At 70.3% G+C, this 23,808-nt stretch carries 21 protein-coding genes; 14 read left to right on the top strand and 7 right to left on the bottom strand.

The window, feature by feature from the left end; all coding sequences use genetic code 11:
* The first annotated feature begins 69 nt into the window (after positions 1–69).
* Positions 70–1,083, top strand: a complete 1,014-nt coding sequence (gene holA / locus MWM45_RS09275) for a DNA polymerase III subunit delta (protein WP_043445486.1) — start codon at positions 70–72, stop codon at positions 1,081–1,083.
* 92 nt (positions 1,084–1,175) lie between these two features.
* On the opposite strand, the gene rpsT is transcribed toward holA, so the two are convergent.
* Together rpsT and MWM45_RS09265 are read right to left on the bottom strand one after the other, a co-directional pair.
* Positions 1,176–1,436, bottom strand: coding sequence for a 30S ribosomal protein S20 (gene rpsT, locus MWM45_RS09270; RefSeq protein ID WP_043445483.1), 261 nt, complete (start codon positions 1,434–1,436; stop codon positions 1,176–1,178).
* A 222-nt stretch (positions 1,437–1,658) separates the two neighbouring features.
* Positions 1,659–2,189: a type II toxin-antitoxin system PemK/MazF family toxin gene (locus MWM45_RS09265; protein WP_247826209.1), complete on the bottom strand. Its 531-nt coding sequence runs from the start codon at positions 2,187–2,189 to the stop codon at positions 1,659–1,661.
* Between the two features lie 235 nt (positions 2,190–2,424).
* Here MWM45_RS09265 and lepA point away from each other — a divergent pair, with 235 nt between their 5' ends.
* On the top strand, positions 2,425–4,278 hold the full coding sequence (gene lepA / locus MWM45_RS09260; protein WP_197060671.1) for a translation elongation factor 4: 1,854 nt from the start codon (positions 2,425–2,427) through the stop codon (positions 4,276–4,278).
* A gap of 30 nt (positions 4,279–4,308) precedes the next feature.
* Positions 4,309–5,538 carry a radical SAM family heme chaperone HemW gene (hemW, locus tag MWM45_RS09255; RefSeq protein ID WP_247826208.1) on the top strand — a complete coding sequence of 410 codons (1,230 nt, stop codon included), beginning with the start codon at positions 4,309–4,311 and terminating at the stop codon, positions 5,536–5,538.
* 43 nt (positions 5,539–5,581) lie between these two features.
* Here the strand turns inward: hemW and MWM45_RS09250 are convergent, their stop codons facing one another.
* Positions 5,582–5,998, bottom strand: coding sequence for a DUF4870 domain-containing protein (locus MWM45_RS09250; protein ID WP_247826207.1), 417 nt, complete (start codon positions 5,996–5,998; stop codon positions 5,582–5,584).
* Between the two features lie 79 nt (positions 5,999–6,077).
* Complete coding sequence (locus MWM45_RS09245; RefSeq protein WP_247826206.1) at positions 6,078–6,941, bottom strand: DUF3097 family protein; 864 nt, start codon at positions 6,939–6,941, stop codon at positions 6,078–6,080.
* Positions 6,942–7,113: 172 nt separating this feature from the next.
* Between MWM45_RS09245 and hrcA the strand changes: the two genes are divergently transcribed.
* The 3 genes from hrcA (at position 7,114) to MWM45_RS09230 (ending at position 10,143) form a co-directional block, all read left to right on the top strand.
* Positions 7,114–8,127, top strand: a complete 1,014-nt coding sequence (gene hrcA / locus MWM45_RS09240) for a heat-inducible transcriptional repressor HrcA (RefSeq protein ID WP_247826205.1) — start codon at positions 7,114–7,116, stop codon at positions 8,125–8,127.
* A 118-nt stretch (positions 8,128–8,245) separates the two neighbouring features.
* A complete protein-coding gene (gene dnaJ, locus MWM45_RS09235; protein ID WP_247826204.1) occupies positions 8,246–9,376 on the top strand; it encodes a molecular chaperone DnaJ in 1,131 nt (376 codons plus the stop codon).
* Between the two features lie 2 nt (positions 9,377–9,378).
* A complete protein-coding gene (locus MWM45_RS09230; protein WP_247826203.1) occupies positions 9,379–10,143 on the top strand; it encodes a 16S rRNA (uracil(1498)-N(3))-methyltransferase in 765 nt (254 codons plus the stop codon).
* A gap of 55 nt (positions 10,144–10,198) precedes the next feature.
* On the opposite strand, the gene MWM45_RS09225 is transcribed toward MWM45_RS09230, so the two are convergent.
* Positions 10,199–11,188, bottom strand: coding sequence for a GerMN domain-containing protein (locus MWM45_RS09225; protein WP_247826202.1), 990 nt, complete (start codon positions 11,186–11,188; stop codon positions 10,199–10,201).
* Positions 11,189–11,641: 453 nt separating this feature from the next.
* Between MWM45_RS09225 and MWM45_RS09220 the strand changes: the two genes are divergently transcribed.
* The 5 genes from MWM45_RS09220 to MWM45_RS09200 all read left to right on the top strand — a co-directional run bounded on the left by MWM45_RS09220 (position 11,642) and on the right by MWM45_RS09200 (position 17,080).
* Positions 11,642–12,676: a PhoH family protein gene (locus tag MWM45_RS09220; RefSeq protein ID WP_052274310.1), complete on the top strand. Its 1,035-nt coding sequence runs from the start codon at positions 11,642–11,644 to the stop codon at positions 12,674–12,676.
* Positions 12,673–13,146: an rRNA maturation RNase YbeY gene (gene ybeY, locus MWM45_RS09215; RefSeq protein WP_247826201.1), complete on the top strand. Its 474-nt coding sequence runs from the start codon at positions 12,673–12,675 to the stop codon at positions 13,144–13,146. Before MWM45_RS09220 ends, ybeY begins: the two co-directional genes overlap by 4 nt.
* Positions 13,143–14,453, top strand: coding sequence for a hemolysin family protein (locus tag MWM45_RS09210; RefSeq protein WP_247826200.1), 1,311 nt, complete (start codon positions 13,143–13,145; stop codon positions 14,451–14,453). The genes ybeY and MWM45_RS09210 overlap by 4 nt, the downstream gene beginning before the upstream one ends.
* Positions 14,440–15,369 carry a GTPase Era gene (gene era, locus MWM45_RS09205; RefSeq protein ID WP_247826199.1) on the top strand — a complete coding sequence of 310 codons (930 nt, stop codon included), beginning with the start codon at positions 14,440–14,442 and terminating at the stop codon, positions 15,367–15,369. Before MWM45_RS09210 ends, era begins: the two co-directional genes overlap by 14 nt.
* 157 nt (positions 15,370–15,526) lie before the next feature.
* Positions 15,527–17,080, top strand: a complete 1,554-nt coding sequence (locus tag MWM45_RS09200) for an LCP family protein (RefSeq protein WP_247826198.1) — start codon at positions 15,527–15,529, stop codon at positions 17,078–17,080.
* Between the two features lie 68 nt (positions 17,081–17,148).
* Here MWM45_RS09200 and MWM45_RS09195 read toward each other — a convergent pair whose 3' ends face one another.
* A complete protein-coding gene (locus tag MWM45_RS09195) occupies positions 17,149–19,107 on the bottom strand; it encodes a M13 family metallopeptidase (RefSeq protein WP_247826197.1) in 1,959 nt (652 codons plus the stop codon).
* 230 nt (positions 19,108–19,337) lie between these two features.
* Between MWM45_RS09195 and leuA the strand changes: the two genes are divergently transcribed.
* The 3 genes from leuA to MWM45_RS09180 all read left to right on the top strand — a co-directional run bounded on the left by leuA (position 19,338) and on the right by MWM45_RS09180 (position 22,705).
* Positions 19,338–21,080: a 2-isopropylmalate synthase gene (leuA, locus tag MWM45_RS09190; protein ID WP_247826196.1), complete on the top strand. Its 1,743-nt coding sequence runs from the start codon at positions 19,338–19,340 to the stop codon at positions 21,078–21,080.
* Between the two features lie 81 nt (positions 21,081–21,161).
* Complete coding sequence (recO, locus tag MWM45_RS09185) at positions 21,162–21,908, top strand: DNA repair protein RecO (protein ID WP_247826195.1); 747 nt, start codon at positions 21,162–21,164, stop codon at positions 21,906–21,908.
* Entirely contained in the window at positions 21,905–22,705 is an 801-nt protein-coding gene (locus tag MWM45_RS09180) for an isoprenyl transferase (RefSeq protein WP_247826194.1), read from the top strand. Before recO ends, MWM45_RS09180 begins: the two co-directional genes overlap by 4 nt.
* On the opposite strand, the gene MWM45_RS09175 is transcribed toward MWM45_RS09180, so the two are convergent.
* Positions 22,702–23,760 (bottom strand): alpha/beta hydrolase, encoded by a 1,059-nt coding sequence (locus MWM45_RS09175; protein WP_247826193.1) that lies wholly within the window; start codon positions 23,758–23,760, stop codon positions 22,702–22,704. The two genes, MWM45_RS09180 and MWM45_RS09175, sit on opposite strands and share 4 nt — an antisense overlap.
* Positions 23,761–23,808 lie beyond the last annotated feature (48 nt).

Below are 23,808 nucleotides of genomic sequence, written 5' to 3'. Positions count from 1 at the left end.
ACGGCGACTTTGAGGCGCGTCGGCGCCGTGCAACAGTAGGAGGTGTTTCGAAGGAAGGAACCCCGCCACGTGGCAACCAGATCACCGGCCGGCCGGACCGGCGCCGCCCATCAGCAGACATCCTCCTGGCGCGAGGTGCAACCGGCGGGAGTCGTCCTGCTCGCCGGCCCGGAGGACTATCTCGCATCGAAGGCGGCAGAGTCCATCCGGCAGCAGGTCCGGACGGCGCAGCCCGAAGCCGAGCTGGTCCGTTTCGACGCCGGATCCTACGAAGCGGGCCATCTGACGATGCAGGCGAGCCCGTCACTGTTCGGGGACTGGAAGATCATCGAGGTGGCCGGGCTGGCGCAGATGAGCGACGCCTTCCTGGTCGACGCGCTGTCCTACCTCGCCGACCCGGCACCCGACGTCGTGCTGGTGCTGCGCCACTCGGGCGGCAACCGCGGGAAGAAGCTGCTGGACGCGATCAAGGCCGCCCGGGCCACCGTGGTCGACTGCCAGCCGCTGAAGAAGGACGGCGAGAAGGCCGAATTCGTCACGACCGAGTTCCGCCTCGCGCGCCGGCGCATCGACCCGGATGCCGTCCGGGCCCTCGTCGCCGCCGTCGGATCGCAGCTACCGGAGCTCGCGGCCGCCTGCCAGCAGCTCATGGCCGACATGACCGGTGACGTCACCGTCGAAACGGTGGAGAAGTACTACGGAGGACGCGTCGAGGCGACGGGCTTCAAGGTCGCCGATGCGGCGCTGGCGGGACGCACGGCCCAGGCGCTGTCCATGCTGCGCCACGCCCTGGCCACGGGCGCCGACCCCGTCCCCATCGTCGCCGCCCTCGCGATGAAGGTCCGGGCCGTGGCGAAGGTCCACGGTGTTCGGGGCTCCTCCATGCAGCTGGCCAAGGACCTGGGCATGGCCCCCTGGCAGGTGGACCAGGCGCGGAAGGAAGCGCAGCGCTTCAGCCCCGACGCCCTCGCCCGCTGCGTGCGGGCCCTCGCTGAGGCCGATGCCCAGGTGAAGGGCGAGTCCCGGGACCCCGTCTACGCGGTCGAGCGTGCGGTCACCGTCATCGCGCTCGGAGACGGCTGACCGGGCACCCGCGGTCCCGGAACGACGACGCCCGAGGAACGACGAAGGGCCGGCCCCGTGAGGAGCCGGCCCTTCGTCGAAGGTTCCGCAGCTTAGAGCGCGTTGACCTTCTTGGAGATCGCGGACTTGTGGTTCGCTGCGTTGTTCTTGTGCAGCACACCCTTGGTGACAGCCTTATCGAGCTTGCGGCTGGCCGCCTGCAGCGCCGTAGCGGCAGCATCCTTGTCCGCGCCATCGACGGCCGTGTTCACGGCGCGGATGGCGGTCTTGAGCTCGGATTTGACCGAGTTGTTACGCTGCCTCGCCTTTTCGTTGGTGAGGATGCGCTTCTTCTGGGACTTGATATTTGCCACGTATGAGAACTTTCTTTGTATTGCGGACTGGTCGTGAGGGTAGTTCGGCCAACCGAAGACTGAGCGGCGTGGGGATACCGTGTGGCGATCGGCCAAAGTGCCCGAAGACCTGCGCGGACACACAGCTATACAGATTAGCAGAAACCTGCCCGCAACCCGAGCGACCCGGCGTCTGACCCCGGTTCCGGCCGCGGCAGGGGCAGCTGCCCGGCGACGCGTCCGTCAGCCGAGCAGGTGCGCGGGGACCTCCGCGACAACCCGTTCGTAGCGCGGACGCGGAAGGACGGCGCCCTCCCTCCTGATGTCGTCCGGCAGGATGCGGAGCAGGCGGTCGACCCTCACCTCGCTCGGGCGCCCCTGCCGGTCCCACGCCCCCGTCCCGATGTCGACGTAACGGTCGTCATGGTCGCCGGCGTTGTTGCGGTCCCGGCTCGTCAGCATCAGGCCGAGCAGGGTGCCGCCCTCCCGGCCCACCAGCAGCACGGGTCGGTCCTTCCCCTGCGACGGGTCGTCCTCGTACGGCACCCAGGTCCACACGATCTCCCCGGGATCGGGCTTGCCGTCCGCGGTGGGGGAGTACGCGAGCAGGGCCGTCCGGCGACCGCCCCGGGCGGACGGGGACGGGGAGGTCCCCGAGCGTCCGGCCGGCCGACGTCGGGCGGGGGCGCCCGTCCGTTCGGCGGGCGCGGTGCTGCTGACGGCGCGGACGACGCGGTTCGCGAGGGACAGGAAGGAACGCAGGGTGATCGCCATGATCGAATCCTAGCGAGCAGACCCGCCGTGCCGGCGAGCGGGCGGCCCCGCGGGCGGCGGCCGCCGATGCGGGCGATTGCCGTAGCCACGCGGCGTCATGGGACACTAGGGGAGGCCGCCGCGGACCGGTGCCACCGGACCCGGGCCCGCCCGCCCGGCCACCGCACGCCGGACCCGTTCCATGCACGACCCCGTTCCGTCCAGAGACCCTGTTCCGCAAGAGTGAGGAAGCTACGTGTCACCCATGGCCCGCACCGCTCCGGTGCCTGCCGCCACCGATCCGGCGATCATCAGGAATTTCTGCATCATCGCCCACATCGATCACGGGAAGTCCACGCTGGCCGACCGCATGCTGCAGCTCACGGGAGCCGTCGAGCAGCGGGACATGAAGGCGCAGTACCTCGACCGGATGGATATCGAGCGCGAGCGAGGCATCACCATCAAGTCCCAGGCGGTCCGCCTGCCCTGGGAGGTCGACGGCACCGCCTACGCGCTCAACATGATCGACACTCCCGGCCACGTGGACTTCACCTATGAGGTGTCGCGGTCCCTCGCCGCCTGCGAGGGCGCGGTCCTCCTCGTCGACGCGGCGCAGGGCATCGAGGCCCAGACCCTCGCGAACCTCTATCTCGCGATGGAGAACAACCTCACGATCATCCCGGTGCTGAACAAGATCGACCTGCCCGCGGCCCAGCCCGAGAAGTACGCGGCGGAACTGGCGAGCCTGATCGGCGGCGAACCGGAGGACGTGCTGAGGGTGTCCGGGAAGACCGGCATGGGCGTCGAGGTGCTCATGGACAAGATCGTCCGCGACCTGCCCGCGCCCACCGGGAACCCGGATGCACCAGCCCGCGCCATGATCTTCGACTCGGTCTACGACACCTACCGCGGCGTCGTGACCTACGTCCGGGTCGTCGACGGCAAGCTGAGCCCTCGCGAGCGCATCCAGATGATGTCCACGCGGGCCAGCCACGAGCTGCTCGAGATCGGCGTCAGCTCGCCGGAGCCCAAGCCGTCGAAGGGCCTCGGCGTGGGCGAGGTGGGCTACCTCATCACCGGCGTGAAGGACGTCCGCCAGTCCAAGGTCGGCGACACCGTCACCAACCTGGCCAAGCCGGCAGCGGAGTCGCTGGGCGGGTACCAGGACCCGAAGCCCATGGTCTTCTCCGGCCTCTACCCGCTGGACGGCACCGACTACCCCGTGCTGCGCGACGCCCTCGCGAAGTTCACCCTGAACGACGCCGCCCTGGTCTACGAGCCCGAGACGTCGGCCGCGCTGGGCTTCGGCTTCCGCGTCGGCTTCCTCGGTCTCCTGCACCTCGAGATCACCCGCGAGCGCCTCGAGCGCGAGTACAACCTCGACCTCATCTCCACCGCGCCGAACGTCGAGTACGAGGTGACCCTCGAGGACAAGCAGGTGCTGAAGGTGACCAACCCCAGCGAATACCCCGTGGGCAAGATCTCCGAGGTGCGCGAACCCATGGTGTCCGCGACCATCCTCGCGCCGTCGGAATTCGTGGGCGCCATCATGGAGCTCTGCCAGCAGCGCCGCGGCGTCCTCGGCGGCATGGACTACCTGTCCGAGGAGCGCGTGGAGATCCGGTACCGGCTGCCCCTCGCGGAGATCGTCTTCGACTTCTTCGACCTGCTGAAGTCGAAGACCCGCGGGTACGGGTCCCTGGACTGGAAGGCCGACGGCGACCAGGTGTCCGACCTCGTGAAGGTCGACATCCTCCTGCAGGGCGAGCAGGTGGACGCCTTCAGCGCCATCACCCACCGCGACAAGGCCTACGCCTACGGCGTGATGATGACGGGCAAGCTCCGCGAGCTGATCCCGCGCCAGCAGTTCGAGGTGCCCATCCAGGCCGCGATCGGCGCGCGCATCATCGCACGGGAGAGCATCCGCGCGATCCGCAAGGACGTCCTCGCCAAGTGCTACGGCGGTGACATCACACGGAAGCGCAAACTGCTCGAGAAGCAGAAGGAAGGCAAGAAGCGCATGAAGATGGTGGGGCGCGTGGAAGTACCCCAGGAAGCCTTCATCGCCGCCCTGTCCTCCGACGAGTCGAAGGACAAAGCCAAGAAGTGACGCGCCACGGTTCCGGGCGGACGACGCACCATGCCTAGCGCGCTGCCGCTCGGCCTGCCGGCGCCGGAGGACGGCGTCCTGCCGTCCTCCGCGGCCGAGGGAGCCCTCGACCGTGACTTCTGCCTCTACGTCCACATCCCGTTCTGCGCCGTCCGGTGCGGCTACTGCGACTTCAACACGTACACGGCCACCGAGCTCGGCGGCGGCGCGTCGCAGGACGCCTACGCCGGTTCGGTCCTCGCCGAGCTCGCCCTCGGGGTACAGGCGCTGGAAGCCTCCGGGGTGCCGCCCCGCCGGCTCTCGACGGTCTTCTTCGGCGGCGGCACGCCCACGCTGCTCCCCGCCGAGGACCTCGCGGCGATCCTGCGGGCCGCCCGCGACCACTGGGGCCTGGCGCCGGACGCCGAGGTGACCACCGAGGCGAACCCGGACTCGGTCACCCCCGCATCGCTGCGCGTCCTCCGGGACGCCGGCTTCACCCGGATCTCCTTCGGCATGCAGTCCGCGGTGCCCCACGTCCTGGCGGTCCTCGACCGCACCCACTCCCCGGAGCGCGTCCCGCAGGCCGTGCAGTGGGCCCGGGAGGCCGGGCTGAAGGTCAGCCTCGACCTGATCTACGGCACCCCGGGGGAGTCACTGGAGGACTGGCGGACATCACTCGCCACCGCGCTGTCCTACGGACCCGACCACATCTCCGCCTACGCCCTCATCATCGAGGACGGGACGAAGCTCGCGTCGCGCATCCGCCGCGGGCAGGTGCCGCCGATCGACGACGACGACCACGCCGACAAGTACGCCCTCGCGGACGAGATGCTCACCGCGGGCGGCCTGCACTGGTACGAGGTGAGCAACTGGGCGCGGACCCCGGCCGATGCCTGCCGGCACAACCTGGCCTACTGGCGGGGCAGCGACTGGTGGGGAGCGGGCCCGGGAGCCCACTCCCATGTCGGCGGGACACGCTGGTGGAACGTGAAGCACCCGCGCCCCTATGCGGATGCCCTGGCGGCGGGCCGTTCCCCGGCGGCCGGACGCGAGGTCCTGCCGGACGGGGACCGCTACGTCGAGGACGTGATGCTGCGGGTGCGCCTGCGGGAGGGTCTCGCGACGGACACCCTGACCTCGTCGGGCCGTCAGGCCGTTGCAGGCCTGATCGCGGACGGACTCGTCGAGCCCGCCGCGGCCTTCGCGGGCCGCGTGATCCTGACCTTCAAGGGTCGGCTGCTCGCGGACGCCGTGGTGCGCCGGCTGCTGCCCGACTGACCCCGCGGCCGCGGACCGGCCCATCAGGGGCGCGGCGGGTGGTTCAGCGGATGAGGCGGAGATTCACGGGGTAACGGTACGGGCGTCCGCGGTTCACCTGGATGCCCGCGTTCACCGAGAAGACGGTGATCGTCAGCCAGATGAGGGCGTTCACGACCGCGAACACCCCGCCGATGACGGGCATCAGCGAGAGCAGCCAGGCGACCAGCGCGAGGATCGTGGGAGGCAGCGTGAAGTTCAGCGCCTCCTTGGACTCCTGGGCCGTGAAGGGACCGCGGTCCTTGAAGATCAGGAAGATCAGCAGGGACGGGATGAAACCGAGGATCCCCCCGAAGTGGGCCAGGGTGGCGTACTGGCGGTCCTCGGACGCCGTCAGGGGAAGGGCGTTGGCCGGAGTGCCTTCGAACGGGGGCTGCGACTCGCCCCGTCCGTGCTGCTGTCGGTCGGCGGTGTTGGACAACGTCAATTCCTTTGCTGGCTGTCGGGAATCTTCCCCCGGAGTGTGCTCCAAGGATACGTGGTGACCGGCACCGCGGGGCTCAGTGAGTGCCCGGGGTGGCGGTGAGGAAATCGATCACTTCCTCGACCCGGCCGAGCAGCGACGGCTCCAGATCCGCGTAGGTGCCGACCCGGCCCAGGATGCGCTTCCATCCGTTGGCCACGGCGGCCTGGTCATGGTGGGGCCAGCCGAGGCCGGCCAGGATGCCCGTCTTCCAGTCCTGGCCGCGGGGGACCACCGGCCAGGCCGACAGGCCCATCGCCGCCGGCTTCACGGCCTGCCAGACGTCCACGTACGGGTGGCCGACGATCAGCACGTTGCCGCGGGCCCCGGGAGCGGTCATCGCCTGCTGTGCGATCCGGAACTCCTTCGTGCCCGGGAGCAGGTGGTCCACGAGGATGCCGAGCCTGCGCTGCGGACCGGGACCGAAGTCCCGGATCGCGCCTTCGAGGTCGTCCACGCCGTGCAGCGGTTCCACGACGATCCCCTCCAGGCGCAGGTCGTCGCCCCACACCTTCTCGACGAGTTCGGCGTCGTGCTGGCCCTCCACCCAGATCCTGCTCGCGCGGGCCGTCCTCGCCCGCGCGTTCTGCACCCGCACGGAACCGGAGGCGGTGCGGGTGGCGGCAGGGTCGGCGGTACGGGCTGCGCCCCGGACGGGCGCGACGACGTGGACAGGGCTGCCGTCGAGGAGGAAGCCGTGGCCGAGGCGGAACGTCCGCGTCTTGCCGCGCCGGTCCTCGAGCACCATCACGTGGAGGCCGCCGGACTTCTCCACGCGGACCACCGCGCCGACGAACCCGCTCTGCACGTCCTCGAGCACCATGTCCTTCTCCACGGGGACATCGGCGAGTTCCACCCGCTTCGGAGCCGATATGTCGTGGGCTCCCCAGCCGTAGTCCATCCGGGTCCGTCCTTCCCACGGGGGCTCCGGCGGTCTGCCGCAGCCCGGGATCCCAATGCTAACAATCGAAGAGGACGTACTAGACTTGGCACTTGGATGTGTCGAGTGCTAACCGCGGGCCATTCGCTGCGCGGACCCAGGGGAGAGGAACGGATCCGGAGGTGACACAGGTATGAGTGAACCGCGACGCCTGGAGGTGCTCCGGGCCATCGTCGAGGACTACGTCCATTCCCGGGAGCCCGTCGGGTCCAAGGCCCTGGTGGACCGCCATCGCCTCGGCGTCTCCTCGGCCACCATCCGCAACGACATGGCCGTCCTCGAGGAGGAGGGCCTGATCACCGCGCCGCACACCAGTTCCGGACGCATCCCCACCGACAAGGGCTACCGCCTGTTCGTGGACCGCATCTCCGAGGTGAAACCGTTGTCCGCGCCGGAGAAGAAGGCCATCCAGACCCTCCTGGAGGGTGCCGAGGACCTCGACGACGTGATGGACCGCACCGTGAGGCTGCTCGCGCAGATCACCAACCAGGTGGCCGTCGTCCAGTTCCCCCGCGTCGGTGGCGCGTCCGTGCGGCACATCGAATGCGTGCTGCTGGCCCCGCAGCAGGTCCTCGTCGTCCTGATCGCGTCGAACGGCGCCGTGCAGCAGCGCATCGTGCGGACCCACGTGGACATCGAGGAGTCCGAGCTCGCCGAGCTCAAGCAGCGCATCCTGTCAGCGGTGTCGGGCGTGAAGCTCGCGGCGCTGCCGGGCGAGCTCGGTGCCGCCCTCTCCCAGTTCCCCCCGGGGCTGCGTGCCCACGGGGGTACGATCGTGAGGGTGCTCGAACAGCTTGCCGGGCTCGGGCGGGACGACCGCATCCTGCTTGCCGGGACGGCCAACCTGGCCCGCTCGACGGGGGACTTCCCGCTGAGCATCGGCCCCGTCCTGGAGGCGCTCGAGGAGCAGGTGGTCATGCTGCGGCTGCTCTCGGAGATGGAATACGACGCGCGCGGCATCTCGGTGCGGATCGGGAGCGAGAATCCCTACGGAGGGCTGTCGGAGGCCTCCGTGGTGGCAACAGGGTACGGGCCGGACGCCGGAGCGAAGCTCGGGATCCTCGGCCCCACCCGCATGGACTATCCGACCACGATGGCGGCGGTGCGCGCCGTCGCCCGCTACCTCTCGAGGATCCTCGAGGAATAACGGGGGAGCGGGCAGCGGTTCTGGGTTGTCGACGGCACCCCGGTGCCGACCATGGCCTTTCCGCCGGTTCAGCCGGCGAGCAGACGACAGAACAGTCAACAGGAAGTGATGTGCACGAGTGAGTAATCACTATGAGGTCCTCGGTGTGGCGCAGGGCGCGACCGGGGAGGAAATCAAGAAGGCCTACCGCAAGCTCGCCCGTAAGCTCCACCCCGACGTGAACCCGGGACCGGACGCGTCGGAGGAGTTCAAGGCCGTCAGCCACGCCTACGAGGTGCTCTCCGATCCCCAGAAGCGGCGGGTCTACGACACCACCGGCAACGAGAACGGGACGGACAGCGGCTACGGCTCGGGGTACTCGGGCTCGGGCTTCGCCTTCCAGGACATCTTCGAGACCTTCTTCGGCGGTGGCGGCCAGCAGGCCGGTGCCCCGTCGCGGACGCGCCGCGGGCAGGACGCGCTCATCAACGTGCGCATCGACCTGAAGGACGCCGTCTTCGGCACCAACAAGAAGATCGAGGTGGACACCGCGGAGATGTGCCCCACGTGCGACGGCAGCTGCTGCCAGCCCGGCACGTCACCGCGCACCTGCGACATCTGCGGCGGCTCGGGTCAGGTCCAGCGGGCCGTGCGCTCGATCCTCGGCCAGGTCATGACGAGCGCCCCCTGCGGCACCTGCCAGGGCTTCGGCACCGTCATCCCCAGCCCCTGCCACGAGTGCAGCGGCGAGGGCCGTGTCCGTGCCCGCCGCACCCTGACCATCAAGGTCCCCGCGGGCGTCAGCACCGGCACGCGCATCCAGCTGGCCGGCCAGGGCGAGGCCGGGACGGCCGGCGGACCGCAGGGCGACCTGTACGTGGAGATCCGGGTGGCCACCGACTCCACCTTCCTGCGGGACGGCGACGACCTGCACGTGACCCTGAGCGTCCCGATGACCGCGGCGGCGCTCGGCACCACGGTGCACCTGGACACCTACGACGGCGACCAGGAGCTCGACATCAAGCCCGGCACGCAGCCCGGCGAGATCCTGACCCTGCGGGGCCTCGGGGTGACGCACCTGCGGAGCCAGGGCAGGGGTGACCTGCGGGTCCACCTCAACGTCGAGACCCCGCGCAACGTGGACCCTCAGCAGGAAGAGCTCCTGCGGAAGCTGGCCGAACTGCGCAACGAGGAGTACACGGACGGCCAGCTCGCCAGCAGCGGCTCCGGCGTCTTCGCCCGCCTGCGGGAGCGGCTCGGAAACCGCTGACCATGACGCGTCCCCTGTTCTTCGGGCCGGGCGAGGCGGTCCGTGCGGCGACCCCCGGCGGCGTCTTCGTGCTCGGCGGTGACGAGGGGCGCCATGCCGCCACCGTCCGCCGCCTCGGCGAGGGCGAGCGCCTCGACGTCTCCGACGGTGCGGGCTACCGCATCGGCGGCACCATCAGCGCGGTCGGGAACGGCACCGTGGAGATCACGGTGGAGACAGCCGGCCAGGAGCCCGCACCGCGGCACCGGCTGATCCTCGTGCAGGCCCTGGCCAAGGGCGGCCGCGACGAGCAGGCCGTGGAGGCGGCGACCGAACTCGGGATCGACGCCGTCGTGCCCTGGCATGCGGAGCGGAGCATCGTGCGCTGGCGCGGCGACAAGGCCGAGAAGGGCCGGCAGAAGTGGGTGTCGCTCGTCGGCGCCGCGGCGAAGCAGTCGCGCCGCTCGTTCGTGCCGGAGGTGCACGCCGTGATGGACACCTCCCGCCTGGCCGCGTGGGCGGAGACCGTCGAGAGCATGATCGTCCTGCACGAGGACGCCGACCTCCCGCTCGCCGACCAGGTGTCCGCGCTGCTCGCGGGCGCTCCGTCGGGTGCGACGTCGACGGCCGTCGTCGTCGGACCGGAGGGCGGGATCAGCGACGCGGAACTGGGAAAGCTGAGCGCCGCGGGCGCCGGGACCGCGCGTCTGGGCCCGCATGTCCTACGCTCCTCGACGGCCGGCCCGGCGGCCCTGGCGCTGCTGAACCACCTGCTCGGACGCTGGTAGTCCGCCTCCCGGGCGTTCGACGGCCGGCCGACGCACGCCTCTGCCGGCAGGACACCTAGCCGACGACGACGGTCTTCGAGTCGACGGAGTCGCCGTCATCGGAGGGGACGGAGACGGTGATCTCGTACCGGCCCGGAGGCAGCGTCACCGGGAACGAGTAGGCCCCCGGCGCACCGTCCTGGCGTGCGATGGCCACCGAGCCGTCCCGGTAGAGTTCCGTGCCGCCCTCCGCCGAGCCGTCGATGCTGCGTTCGATGCGCCAGGCCAGTTCGTCCTCGGACGCCGGGCCGATCCCGTGGACGGTCAGGCTCCCGGGGTCGGTCCGCGTGCCCTCCTGCGGATCGATGATCCACAGCGGGGCGAGGGTCGCGGCATCCCGGGTCCACTCACCGCCCAGGTCCACGGACCCGAAGGCCCGGTGGTCCGCCGCGCCGTCCACCAGGACGACGACGGAACTCGCCTCACCGCCCGCGATGAGCCCCGCATCCGAGGCCGCCGCCGTGGCCGTGTACACCAGTTGCTGCAGGGCGAGGCGCGCCTGCTCCTCGTCGAGGCGCTGCGCGAAGGCATCGGAGGAGATGTCGAGGGTGATCACGTTCTTCGTCGAGACGGACGAGCTGATGCTCGATGCCGCCCGCCAGGACGAGTGGTAGTCGGGATCGAGCGGGCGGCCGGAGGTCATCAGCCGGACGGCATCCGCGATCGGATCGCCCGCGGACTCCTCCGGCGTCGTCAGGTACTCGCGGAAGAGCCGCTCGGCGCCGTCGTCGCCACCGAGCCAGTAGACGGGCACCAGCGGCCGGGCGGCATCCGAGGGGCCCGCGGCGGGGCCCCGCCGGAGCGCGGCATCGGCCGGATCGGTGGTGGCGCCGTCGGTCGCCGTCGTGGCGCGGGGATCAGGAAGGGGGGCCATCTGCGCACTGCCCGCCAGGCGCCCCAGATCGGGGAGGAGGAAGGCGCCGCTGCCCACCAGCACGCCACCGGAGACGAGGAGGATTCCGCCGAGTCCCAGCCGGCTCTTCTTCAGCGGGTCCTGGTGGTTCATGCTCTCCTCCTTTCCTCGGTGCGCGCGGGACGATCAGTGGTGCCCGGCGATGGGTGGTGTCGTCCGGTCCCCGGAGCATGGCACCGGCGGCGCCGACCCCGGCGCGGCCGCCGGGCGGATCGCTCAGGGCGGACGTATTTCAGCTTGGCACAATGCGGCAGCGCTGCCCGGCCGAATATCGACGCGGGGGATGACTGAAACCTGATCGATACGAAGCCGTGGCCGATTCGCTACGAATTCCGCGACGCACGGAGAGCGGGGACGGGGGTCCGAGAAATCGCTTGCGTTCCGGCCGATTCCGGGGAATCAAGGCCCCGCTGGGCGTGTTGACGAAAGGGCCGGGACAGGCGGGATGGCGTACCATTGACATCCCTGCCTCATGGGCGGATGCGGGACAACACCACCAGTACGAGAATTCGGATGAGGGGCGATCGAAGGCCGGACGGCCGAGGTATGAGCGAAACTTCAACAGGCATCAACGCGGCAGGACTCGACACCAGGGTGTTCCTCTTCGACTCGACGGAGCAGATGGTGCAGGCGCTGGGATCCAACGACGAGGCGCTGCGGCTGATCGAGGAGTCCTTCCCCGGCGTGGGCCTCCACGCCCGCGGCAACGAGCTGACCATCACCGGCCCCTCGGCCGACGTGCTACGGACCGAGCGGCTCGTCGCCGAGGTCCGCTCCATGGCCGCCAACAACGCGCCCGTCTCGCCCCAGGTGCTGGAGCAGCTGGTCACCATGCTGAAGACGCAGAGCGCGGCCCGTCCGGCGGAGGTGCTGTCCGTCAACATCCTCTCCTCGCGCGGCAGGACGATCCGCCCCAAGACCCTCAACCAGAGCACGTACGTCGACGCGATCGACCGCAACACCATCGTGTTCGGCATCGGCCCGGCGGGTACCGGCAAGACCTACCTCGCAATGGCCAAGGCCGTGCAGGCGCTGCAGCACAAGGAAGTCAACCGGATCATCCTGACCCGGCCCGCCGTCGAGGCGGGGGAGCGCCTGGGCTTCCTGCCCGGCACACTCAACGACAAGATCGACCCGTACCTGCGCCCCCTGTACGACGCCCTGCACGACATGATGGATCCCGATTCCATCCCGCGCCTGATGGCGGCCGGGACGATCGAGGTGGCCCCGCTGGCCTACATGCGCGGCCGGACGCTCAATGACGCGTTCATCATTCTGGACGAGGCCCAGAACACCACCCCCGAGCAGATGAAGATGTTCCTCACGCGCCTCGGCTTCGGCTCGAAGATGGTCGTGACGGGCGATGTCACGCAGGTCGACCTGCCCAGCGGCACGAGCTCGGGCCTGCGCGTCGTCAGCGAGATCCTCCGCGACGTCGACGACGTGTACTTCAGCGAGCTCGACGCCACCGATGTCGTGCGGCACCGCCTCGTCGGGGACATCGTGAGCGCCTACGGCGACTGGGACGAGACCCAGCGTGCCGCGCAGGCCCGTACCGGTCGGCCGGCGGCCGCCCGATGAGCGTCGAGGTCAACAACGAATCCGGGCACGACGTCGATGAGGCCTCCCTCGTCCGCCTGGCGAACTTCCTGCTCGAATCGCTCTTCGTCCACCCCGAGGCCGAACTGTCGATCATCCTCGTGGACACCGCCGCGATGGAGAGGCTGCACATCGAGTGGATGGACGAGCCCGGTCCCACCGACGTGCTCTCCTTCCCCATGGACGAGCTGCGGCCGGGAACGCCCGGCCGCGTGACACCTGCCGGTCTCCTCGGCGACATCGTCCTGTGCCCGGACGTCGCGGCATCCCAGGGCGCCGCCGCAGGGCACGGCACGAAGGACGAGCTGCTGCTGCTGACCACGCACGGGGTCCTCCACCTCCTCGGGTACGACCACGCGGAGCCCGAGGACGAGAAGGAGATGTTCGGCCTGCAGCGCCAGCTCCTCTCCGACTTCCTCGGCGGGGACGCCCCCCAGGAGACGCGCGCTTGACCATCTGGCTCCTCGCGCTGATGGGATTGCTCTTCGCCCTCACGGCCGCCCTCGTCACGGCCGCCGAGGCGGCCTTCAGCTACCTGCCGCGCCAGGAGGGCGAGGCCCTCGTGGCCGAGTCCCGGACGCACTCGATCCGGCGCATCCTCGATGCGCCCGTCGCCCATATGCACGCGCTCCGGTTCTGGCGGGTGTGGTTCGAGATGGCCGGGGCCGTCGCCGTCGCGATCCTCTTCCACGACCTCCTCGACAGCGTCTGGCTGGCCGGCCTCCTCGCCACCGCGGTGATGGCCGGCGTCGGCTTCGTGATCGTGGGCGTGTCGCCCCGGCAGCTCGGGCGCACCCACGCTCCCGGCGTGGTCCGCCTGACCGCAGGACTCGTGTCCTTCCTGTGCACGGTCCTCGGCCCGATTCCGCGGTGGCTCGTGCGCATCGGCAGCTCCATCACGCCGGGCGCAGCGCGCGACGAGGCAGCGTTCTTCACGCAGGAGGAGTTCCGTGAGCTCCTCTCCCGCGCCTCCGACGCCGAGATGATCGAGGACAACGAGGCGGAGCTGATCCACTCGGTGTTCGAACTCGGCGACACCAAGGTCCGCTCGGTCATGGTCCCGCGCACCGACATGGTCACGATCGAGTCCGGCTCGACGCTCAGCCAGGCCATGTCCCTCTTCCTCCGCTCGGGCTACTCCCGCATCCCCGTCATCGGCGAGAGCTCGGACGACATCCGCGGGCTCCTGTACCTGAAGGACGTCGTGGCGAGCCTCCACGGCCGGCCGGCGTCGAACCTGGCCCGCCCCGTCGACGCCGAATGCCGGCCCGCACGGTACGTCCCGGAGTCGAAGCCGGTCGGCGACCTGCTCCGGGAGCTCCAGCGCGAGTCGACCCATGTGGCCATCGTCATCGACGAATACGGTGGCACGGCGGGCCTCGTCACGCTCGAGGACCTCATCGAGGAGATCGTCGGCGAGATCGTGGACGAGTACGACTCCGAGGTACCGGAGCAGGAACAGCTCGCCGGCGGCGAGTATCGGGTGAGCGCCCGCATGGGGATCGACGACCTCGGGGAGCTGTTCGGTCTCGACCTCGACGACGAGGAGGTGGACACGGTCGGCGGCCTGCTGGCCAAGACCCTGGGCAGGGTGCCGATCGTCGGATCAGAGGTCACAATTGACGGTATCGGCCTGCGGGCCGAACGCGTGGAGGGCCGCCGCAACAGGGTCTCCCACGTGATCACCTACCGCCTGCCGACAGGGCATGCAGCGCACGACGAACGAGAGACGATAGAGGCTGACAATGAGCGACGCTAAGCACAGGGCAGGATTCGTCTCGCTCGTCGGACGGCCGAACGCGGGCAAGTCGACCCTGACGAACGCCCTCGTGGGGCAGAAGGTCGCCATCACGTCGGCCAAGCCGCAGACCACACGCCACACCATCCGGGGCATCGTGAACCGCGAGGACTCGCAGATCGTCCTCGTCGACACCCCCGGGCTCCACCGCCCCCGCACCCTGCTGGGCCAGCGGCTCAACGACCTCGTCGCCGACACCCTCTCCGAGGTGGACGCCGTCGGGTTCTGCCTGCCCGCGAACGAGAAGATCGGCCCCGGGGACCGCTTCATCGCCGAGCAGCTCGCCCGGCTGAACCGCAAGCCCCTGATCGCGGTGGTCACCAAGACCGACCTCGTGGACCGGCAGGCCCTCACGGAGCAGCTCCTGGCCGTCGCGAGGCTCGGCACCGAGGTGGCGGGTGAGGACGGGTGGGCCGACATCGTGCCCGTCTCCGCCGCGGACGGTTTCCAGGTGGCCACCGTCGCCGAGGTCTTCAGCAGGCACATGCCGGAATCTCCCGTCCTGTACCCCGACGGGCAGCTCACGGATGAACCGGAGGCCGTCATGGTGGCCGAGCTGGTCCGCGAAGCCGCCCTGGAGGGCGTCCGTGACGAGCTCCCGCACTCCCTCGCCGTCGTGGTGGAGGAGATGATCCCGAGGGAGGGGCGCAGCGAGGACAATCCGATGCTCGACGTCCATGTGAACCTGTATGTCGAACGTCCTTCCCAGAAGGCCATCATCATCGGCAAGGGCGGGGCGCGGCTCCGGGACGTGGGGACGAACGCACGCCGGGGCATCGAGGCCCTGCTCGGCACCCGCATCTACCTCGACCTCCACGTCAAGGTGGCCAAGGACTGGCAGCGCGACCCCAAGCAGCTGGTCAAGCTAGGGTTCTAGCAGGCACTACTTCCCGGCACCGTTCGTTGGACCGCCGGGACACGCCCACCAGCCGCCCAGCCGGTCGCCCCACGTCCTCACCCGCCACCGGGTACCGACGCGCCGTCCCCGATGCCGCCGGCAGTATCCACGTCCGACCACCCGAAGGAGCCCGGGCATGACCCGCCGACCGTCCAGTGATGGCGCGCAGAACGCCGGCGACGCCGCTGCGGCAGTCACCACCGATGCGCACGGCGATGCGGCCCCGGCAGGACGGCATCTCGGCCGCGGGGGCCGGCACCGGGGGCTCGTGATCGCCGCCATGGTCATGGCCACCGTCCTCGTCGCCGCCGTGGCGTTCGTCGCGGTCCAGGTGTTCCGCCTGCAGGCGAACGTCGCGACCTCCCCGCTGAACCTGGGCGAGAACGGGGAAACGGCGCTCCCCGTGGACTCCCGCACCGATCCGCTCCAGATCCTCGTCCTCGGCACGGACACGCGCACAGGCAACGCGGGGGAGTTCTTCGGCAGCGAGGACGATTCGGCCGGGGACGGCAACTCGGACGTCATGATGCTCCTGACGCTCTCGGCCGACCGGGAGGACGTCACCGTCGTCTCCTTCCCCCGCGACCTGCTCGTTCCCCTGCCCAGCTGCGTGAACCCCGAGACCGGCGAGGCCTCCCAGGCGATGGACCTGGGCCAGCTGAACGGCGCGCTCGGTGAGGGAGGGCCCGGGTGCACGGTCGCGGCGATCAACAACCTCACCGGACTGTCGATCGACCACTTCATGATGGCGGACTTCAACGCGGTCAAGGAGCTGTCCTCCACCCTCGGCGGCGTCGAGGTCTGCGTCGAGGAACCCGTCGACGACGAGTATTCCGGTCTGACCCTGCCCGCGGGGACCAGCGAGGTCGAGGGTGACCAGGCGCTGGCCTTCCTGCGGACGCGCCACAGCTTCGGCGATGGCGGCGATACGGGGCGCATCGCGGCGCAGCAGTCGTTCCTGGCGTCCATGGCGCGCAAGGTGCGCGCCGAAGGCACCCTGACCAACCTGCCCAGGCTCTACTCGATCGCCGACACGGTCACGCGCAACCTCACGGTGGACGAAGACCTGTCGCGACCCACGGAGCTGCTGAAGATCGCGGACCGCATGAAGGACGTCGACCTCGGCAACATCGCCTTCGTGACGGTCCCCACCGAGCAGTGGGTCGAGGATCCCAACCGCCTGGTGCTCGACGAGGATGCGGCCGCGCCGCTCTTCGACGCCCTGCGCGAGGACCGCGGCCTCACCGAGGACGAGCCCGAACCGTCGGCGACGGCAGCTCCCGCCACGCAGGCGCCCGCCGCGTCCGCCACCCCCGAGGCCCCGGCGGCCGAACCCGGGACGGTCCCCGTCCTCGTCGTGAATGCCACCTCGGACCCTGAGCGGGCGGCCGAGCTGCAGGAGCTGCTCGTCACCGACGGATACACGCAGGCCGTGCCCTTCGCGTCCGTGCCGGCGGAGATGTCACAGGTCTATTTCAGTTCCGGGTACGAGGCGGCCGCCGCGGATGTCGCCGACCGGTTCGGTGTGCCGCAGAGCCGGGTCACGCTCGACGAGTCGGCGGCCGGCGTCCAGCTGCTCGTCGGGGCGGACCTGGCCACCGGCTCCAGGGTCGTCGTGCCGCCGCTCGGCAGCGCGCTGGAGGGCCAGACGGCCGACGAGGTGACCTGCCAGGCGTCGTCGGGCCTCTAGGAGGGGTCCCGGGACGCAGGCCGGCCCCCGCGTCCTGAGACGGGGGGCCGGCCTGTCGGCGACGCGGCCTACCAGATGCGCACGCGGTCCTCGGGCTCCAGCCACAGCCGGTCCTCCGCGCCGAGGCCGAACGCCGCATGGAACTCGTCCAGGTTGCGGACCACCTGATTGCAGCGGAACTCGTTGGGGGAGTGCGGGTCGACGGTCAGCCGCCGCTTCGCCTCCTCCGGTCGGATCTTCTGCTGCCAGCACGTGGCCCAGGAGAGGAAGAAACGCTGGGTCCCTGTCAGCCCGTCGATCACCGGAGCCTCCGCGCCGCCGAGGCTCAGCAGGTAGGCCCGGTAGCTGATGCCGAGCCCGCCGAGGTCGCCGATGTTCTCGCCGAGGGTGAGCTCGCCGTTCACGGTCTGTCCGGCCACCTCGGACGGTTCCAGCGCGGCATACTGGGCGACGAGGCGCCCGGTCAGCGCGTCGAAGGCGGTCCTGTCCGTCTCGCTCCACCAGTTCCGCAGGCGCCCGGTGCCGTCGAACTGGGACCCCTTGTCGTCGAACCCGTGACCGATCTCGTGGCCGATGACCGCGCCGATCGCGCCGTAGTTGACGGCGTCGTCGGCCTCGATGTCGAAGAAGGGCGGCTGGAGGATGGCCGCCGGGAAGACGATCTCGTTCATGGTGGGCATGTAATAGGCATTGACGGTCTGCGGCGTCATGAGCCAGGTGCCCCGGTCGATCGGTCCACCCAGCCTGTCGAGCTGCCGGCGGTGTTCGAACTCGGCGGCGCGCAGCACGTTGCCGTGGAGGTCGGACGCCTGCACCTCGAGCGGGCCGTAGTCGATCCACGTCTCCGGGTAGCCGATCTTCGTCGTGAACTGGGACAGCTTCTCGAGGGCGCGCTCCCGGGTCTCGTCCGTCATCCACGCCAGGGACGTGATGCTCGCTTCGTACGCCGCGATGAGGTTGCCGACGAGGTCGAGCATGGCGGCCTTGTGCGTGGCCGGGAAATGCCGTTCGACGTACCGCTGCCCGATCGCCTCGCCCACCGCACCCTCGACCAGGGCGACGCCGCGCTTCCAGCGGTCCTTGATGCGGGGAGTGCCCGCGAGGTGCGTGCCGTAGAACGCGAAGGCGGCGTCGACGAACCGCTCGTCCAGGTAGTCGGACGCATGCAGCAGGACCCGGCTCTCGAGCCACTCCCGCCAGGTGCCGAGGTCCTCGGAGCGCAGCGCGCCGTCGAGCCCGCGCACGAACCCGGGCTGGTTGACCACGAGCTCCGCGGCCTGGTCCGGGGTGTCGGTGACGATGCGCAGCCATGGGACGAGATGGTCCGAGAGCCCGGCGACGGCGTCGTGCTGCACCAGGTTGTACGTCTTCTGCGGGTCCCTGCGCTCCACGGACCCCATCGACGACGCCGCGAGGCGCGTCTCGAGTGCGAGGACACGGGCCGCTGCGCCGGCCGGGTCGGCCGTCCCGGCGAGGTCGAAGAGCCGCGCGAGGAGCTCCCGGTACCTGTCGCGCGTCTCGGCGAAGCCCTCCTCGCGGTAGTAGGACTCGTCGGGCAGGCCTAGGCCCGACTGGTACAGGTGCAGCAGGTAGCGCTCGGGGTTGCCGGCATCGTTGCTCACGTACGGCGCCACGAAGCCCTGGATGCCCGAGCGGGTGAGGCCGGCGCTGAGGTCCACGAGGTCCTCGACCGTGGTTACCGCCCTGATGCGGTCGAGCAGGGGCCTGATCGGCGCGGCCCCTGCGGCCTCGATGCGTGCCGTGTCCATGAAGTCCGCGTACAGGGTGCCGATCTTCGTGTCGAGCCCGTCGGTGGAACCGCCGGCCGCCTCCGCCGCGGCCTCCTCGATGATGGTCCGCACGGCGAGCTCGGAGGCATCGCGCAGGCCGGTGAACGAGCCCGTGAGCGCTCGGTCGTCGGGAATGGCCGTGTCCCTCAGCCACACGCCGTTCGCGTGCCGGAAGAGGTCGTCCTGGGGCCGGATCGTCGTGTCGAGAGTGGTCGGATCGAAGGTGCTGATCGTCATGGTGGCTTCCTGATTCCTCGTGGTGCTTCCGGGGCCTGCACTCGTCCGAGCGCCCCCGGAAGCCATCCTATGTGCCGTGCTATCGTGGAAATGTGCGTGCACAGAGAACTCTTCTTCGGTGCCGCGGCGAGGCCATCTAGGACTCAGAGCCATTGGCCACCCCTCGCCGCGGTGTTCGCGTCGCCCGGCCGCCGGCACACTCAGTTCCCATAGACAAGGCCGATCCCCCCATGCGAAACGCACAGAAGACCTCCGGTATGCCGTTCGGCAAGTACCGTCCCTTCCAGGACCAGATCACCGTCGAGCTCCCCGACCGGACGTGGCCGGACCGCGTCATCACGACGGCGCCCCGCTGGTGCGCCGTCGACCTCCGGGACGGCAACCAGGCCCTGATCGACCCGATGAACCCCGAGCGCAAGCACAAGATGTTCGACCTCCTCGTCCGGATGGGCTTCAAGGAGATCGAGGTGGGCTTCCCGTCGGCGTCGCAGACCGACTTCGACTTCGTCCGCCAGCTCGTCGAAGGCGACCGCATCCCCGACGACGTCACCATCCAGGTCCTGACGCAGTCGCGTGAACACCTGATCGAGCGGACCTACGCGTCCCTCGAGGGGGCGGACCGCGCGATCGTGCACCTCTACAACTCGACGTCCGTGCTGCAGCGGCGCGTCGTGTTCGACCAGGACCAGGACGGCATCATCGACCTCGCCCTCCAGGGCGCCCGGCTGTGCCGCAAGTTCGAGGAGAACATGGGCAGCACGGCGATCACCTACGAGTACTCCCCGGAATCGTTCACGGGGACGGAGCTCGAATTCGCCGCCCGCATCAGCAACGAGGTGTCGGCCGTGTTCGAGGCCTCCGCCGACCGGCAGATGATCCTCAACCTGCCGGCCACCGTCGAGATGGCGACGCCGAACGTGTACGCGGACTCCATCGAGTGGATGAGCCGCAACCTCACGGACCGGGACAGCATCATCCTGTCGCTGCACCCCCACAACGATCGCGGCACCGGGGTGGCCGCGGCGGAGCTCGGCTACCTGGCCGGCGCCGACCGCATCGAGGGATGCCTCTTCGGCAACGGCGAGCGGACCGGCAACGTGGACCTGGTGACGCTCGGGATGAACCTCTTCAGCCAGGGGATCGACCCGGAGATCGACTTCTCCGACATGGACTCGATCCGCCGCACCGCAGAGTACTGCAACCAGCTCAGCGTGCCCGAGCGTTCCCCCTACGGTGGGGACCTCGTCTTCACCGCCTTCTCCGGCTCCCACCAGGACGCCATCAAGAAGGGCTTCGAGAGCATGGAGCGCGACGCCGCGGCGGCCGGCGTCGGTGTCGACGACCTCCCGTGGGCCGTCCCGTACCTGCCGATCGACCCGAAGGACATCGGCCGGTCCTACGAGGCCGTCATCCGGGTGAACTCGCAGTCCGGCAAGGGCGGTGTGGCGTACCTGCTCAAGCACGAGCACAGCCTCGACCTGCCGCGCCGCGCGCAGATCGAGTTCTCCGGCGTCATCCAGCGCCGTACGGAGACCCAGGGTGGCGAGGTCAGCGGTGCCCAGCTGTGGTCGGTCTTCCAGGACGAGTACCTGCCCACGCGCACCGAGGGCGGCGCGGAGGCCTGGGGCCACTACGAACTCACCTCCGTCAACACGGATACGGCCGAGGACGGCTCGTTCAAGCTGGTCATGACGCTCCTGGTGGACGGCCTGCAGCAGCGGAAGGCGGCCCAGGGCAACGGCCCGATCGATGCCCTGCTCACCATCCTCGGCCAGGACGGCGTGGACGTCCGTGTCCTCGACTACACCGAGCACGCCCTGTCCTCCGGCGGCAACGCGCGCGCCGCCGCGTACGTGGAGTGCGCCGTCGGCGAACGGGTGCTCTGGGGCGTCGGTATCGACGCGAACACCACCATGGCCGCGCTCAAGGCCGTCGTCTCGGCGGTCAACCGGGCCATCCGCGACGCCGTCTGAGCCCCGCCGACCCCCGGCCCGCCACCCCCGCCGTGCCGCTCCGAGCGGTCCGGCGGGGGTGGCAGGTGGGAGAATGGTCCAGTGCCTTCCTCGTCAGCATCCCGCACCTACCGCACCGAGGGCGTCGTGCTGCGCACCTACAAGCTCGGTGAGGCGGATCGCATCATCGTCCTGCTGACCCGTGAGCACGGGCAGGTCCGTGCCGTCGCCAAGGGTGTGCGCCGGACCAGCAGCAAGTTCGGTTCGCGCCTGGAGCCGTTCATGGCCGTGGATCTCCTGCTCGCGCACGGGCGGAACCTCGACGTGGTCACGCAGGCGCAGACCAAGGGTGCCTACGGTCACGGCATCGCCTCCGACTACGGCCGGTACACCGCCGCGACCGCCATCGCCGAGACCGCCGAGCGCCTCACGGACATCGGCGAGGCCGGGGGAGCGCAGTACGCGCTCGTCGCCGGGGCGTTCTCCGCCCTCAGCCGCGACCTGCACGCCTCGGAGCTCATCCTCGATTCCTACCTGCTGCGCGCGCTGGCGACGGCGGGGTGGGCCCCGAGCTTCACGGCGTGCGCCCGCTGCGGTGCGCCCGGCCCCCACTCCGCCTTCTCCGCGCCGCTCGGTGGCGCGGTCTGCCCGGTCTGCCGGCCGCCCGGCTCGGCGTCGCCGTCGTCCGCGACCATGGAACTGCTCGGGGCGCTGCTCACGGGCGACTGGACGGTCGCGGATGCCTCGGAGACCGGTGCGCGGCGTGAGGCCGCCGGCCTGGTGGCCGCTTACCTCCAGTGGCACCTCGAACGCGGGGTCGCCTCCCTCAAACACGTGGAGCGTGTATGAACAACCCCGCCCGACCCGCAGCGCCCTGGCCCCACCCGAGCGGCGAGCAGGCCCCGTCCATCCCGCGCCAGTTCGTCCCCCGGCACGTCGCGATCGTGATGGACGGCAACGGCCGCTGGGCCAACGAGCGCGGCCTGCCCCGCACCGAGGGGCACCGGGCCGGTGAAGCGGCCCTGCTCGACGTCATGGCCGGGGCGATCGAGATCGGCGTCCGGCACGTCTCCGTGTACGCCTTCAGCACGGAGAACTGGAAGCGGTCCCCGGAGGAAGTGCGGTTCCTGATGGGGTTCAACAAGGACGTGCTGAGGCGCCAGCGCGACCAGCTCGACCAGTGGGGGGTCCGGATCCGCTGGTCGGGACGCCGGCCGAAGCTCTGGCAGTCGGTCATCCGGGAGCTGGAGGACGCCGAGCGGTACACCGTCGACAACACGACCTGCACCCTGACGATGTGCGTCAACTACGGTGGGCGCGCGGAGATCGCCGACGCCGCGCGGGCCATCGCCGAGGACGTCGCGGCCGGCACCCTCAAGGCCTCCTCGGTCAGCGAGAAGACCGTGCAGCGCTACCTCGACGAACCGGACCTCCCCGACGTGGACCTGTTCCTGCGCACCTCCGGCGAGCAGCGGTTGTCCAACTTCATGCTGTGGCAGTCCGCCTACGCCGAGATGGTCTTCATGGACACCCTGTGGCCGGACGTCGATCGCCGCACCCTGTGGCGCGCCATCGAGGAGTACGCCTCCCGCGACCGCCGGTACGGGGGAGCGGTGGACCAGACGGCGGACCGGGTGTCCTCCTAGCGGGGCGGCGGACCGGGCCGGGACGGGGCCGACCGGGAGACCGGCGGCCGGGACCGCGCCGGGACCTGCGCGTCCATCCACGCGGTGGCCGCACGGACCGCCGCGTCGCGGACCCCTGGTCGGGACAGGAAGACATCGTGCAGGGCGCCGGGCAGGCGCCGGATGGTGACATGGTGCCCGAGTTCCGCCGCACGGCGCACCATCGGCACCACATCGAGGATGCTGTCGGACTCCAGCATCGACTCGCTCCAGGTGGCGCTGATCGAGGACGCCGCGGAACACAGGACGAGGACGGGCACGTCGACCGTCACGCCGCGGGACAGGGCTGCATGGCCGGCGAGGACGGCCGCGAGCCACCCGGCCCGGATGGGGAATCCCGTCTCCGGCCGCCACGCCGGGTCGATCGGCCATTCGCCGTCGAGCGTGTCGCTGATGCTCCTGAAGTAGAACCCCAGTGCGGGAAGGCGCAGGCGCGCCTTGGGCCGACGGCGCGAGAGGGTGTCGAGGATGCCCTGTGCGGCGCTGCGCAGGAGGGCACTGCCCTGGGTATCGAGCCACGGACTGTTGAGGACGAGGGCCGCGATCCGCCCCGGATGGCGCGCCGCCCACAGCGTCGCCGTGAGCCCGCCCGTCGAGTGCGCCATGAGCACCACCTCCGGATCGGTCGCCGTCCCCCTGCGCGCCGCCAGCCGCGCCCGCAGCGCGGCCAGTGCCGCCTCGATGTCGGTGTCGTACTCCTCGAGGGACACCGCGAAGCCGGGAGTCTGGCCCGGCAGCAGGCTGCGGCCGTACTTGTGGAGGTCCAGCGCGAAGAACGCCCAGCCCTTCGCGGCGAGCGCTTCGGCGAGCTCCGTGTGGAAGAAGTAGTCGCTGAACCCGTGGACGTAGAGGACGGCCCGGGCGGGTCCCGGCGCCTCACCGCCGGCATCCGGGGGAGTGTCCGGCTCGTAGGCCACCAGGGTCGCCACCCGTGGGCCCTCGTCGTCGGATTCCAGCGGGAGGGTCAGGGCACGGAAGGGATCCCCGAGGATGTCCTCCGACCAGCTCTCGTCCATGCCCCGACCCTACCGGCGCACGCCTCCCGACGCCCATGGCCGGTCCCG

It is taken from the genome of Arthrobacter antioxidans (genome assembly GCF_023100725.1).
Taxonomy (GTDB): Bacteria; Actinomycetota; Actinomycetes; order Actinomycetales; family Micrococcaceae; genus Arthrobacter_D; species Arthrobacter_D antioxidans.
This window is presented reverse-complemented; position numbering and strand designations above follow the sequence as displayed.

Coding starts and splice junctions, on each gene's coding strand:
- MWM45_RS09265 (WP_247826209.1), bottom strand. CDS start 2,189: ATGGCGATCACCCTGCGTTCCTTCCTGTCCCTCGCGAACCGCGTCGTC.
- hemW (WP_247826208.1), top strand. CDS start 4,309: ATGCCTAGCGCGCTGCCGCTCGGCCTGCCGGCGCCGGAGGACGGCGTC.
- MWM45_RS09245 (WP_247826206.1), bottom strand. CDS start 6,941: ATGGACTACGGCTGGGGAGCCCACGACATATCGGCTCCGAAGCGGGTG.
- hrcA (WP_247826205.1), top strand. CDS start 7,114: ATGAGTGAACCGCGACGCCTGGAGGTGCTCCGGGCCATCGTCGAGGAC.
- MWM45_RS09230 (WP_247826203.1), top strand. CDS start 9,379: ATGACGCGTCCCCTGTTCTTCGGGCCGGGCGAGGCGGTCCGTGCGGCG.
- MWM45_RS09225 (WP_247826202.1), bottom strand. CDS start 11,188: ATGAACCACCAGGACCCGCTGAAGAAGAGCCGGCTGGGACTCGGCGGA.
- MWM45_RS09220 (WP_052274310.1), top strand. CDS start 11,642: ATGAGCGAAACTTCAACAGGCATCAACGCGGCAGGACTCGACACCAGG.
- ybeY (WP_247826201.1), top strand. CDS start 12,673: ATGAGCGTCGAGGTCAACAACGAATCCGGGCACGACGTCGATGAGGCC.
- era (WP_247826199.1), top strand. CDS start 14,440: ATGAGCGACGCTAAGCACAGGGCAGGATTCGTCTCGCTCGTCGGACGG.
- MWM45_RS09200 (WP_247826198.1), top strand. CDS start 15,527: ATGACCCGCCGACCGTCCAGTGATGGCGCGCAGAACGCCGGCGACGCC.
- MWM45_RS09195 (WP_247826197.1), bottom strand. CDS start 19,107: ATGACGATCAGCACCTTCGATCCGACCACTCTCGACACGACGATCCGG.
- leuA (WP_247826196.1), top strand. CDS start 19,338: ATGCGAAACGCACAGAAGACCTCCGGTATGCCGTTCGGCAAGTACCGT.
- MWM45_RS09180 (WP_247826194.1), top strand. CDS start 21,905: ATGAACAACCCCGCCCGACCCGCAGCGCCCTGGCCCCACCCGAGCGGC.
- MWM45_RS09175 (WP_247826193.1), bottom strand. CDS start 23,760: ATGGACGAGAGCTGGTCGGAGGACATCCTCGGGGATCCCTTCCGTGCC.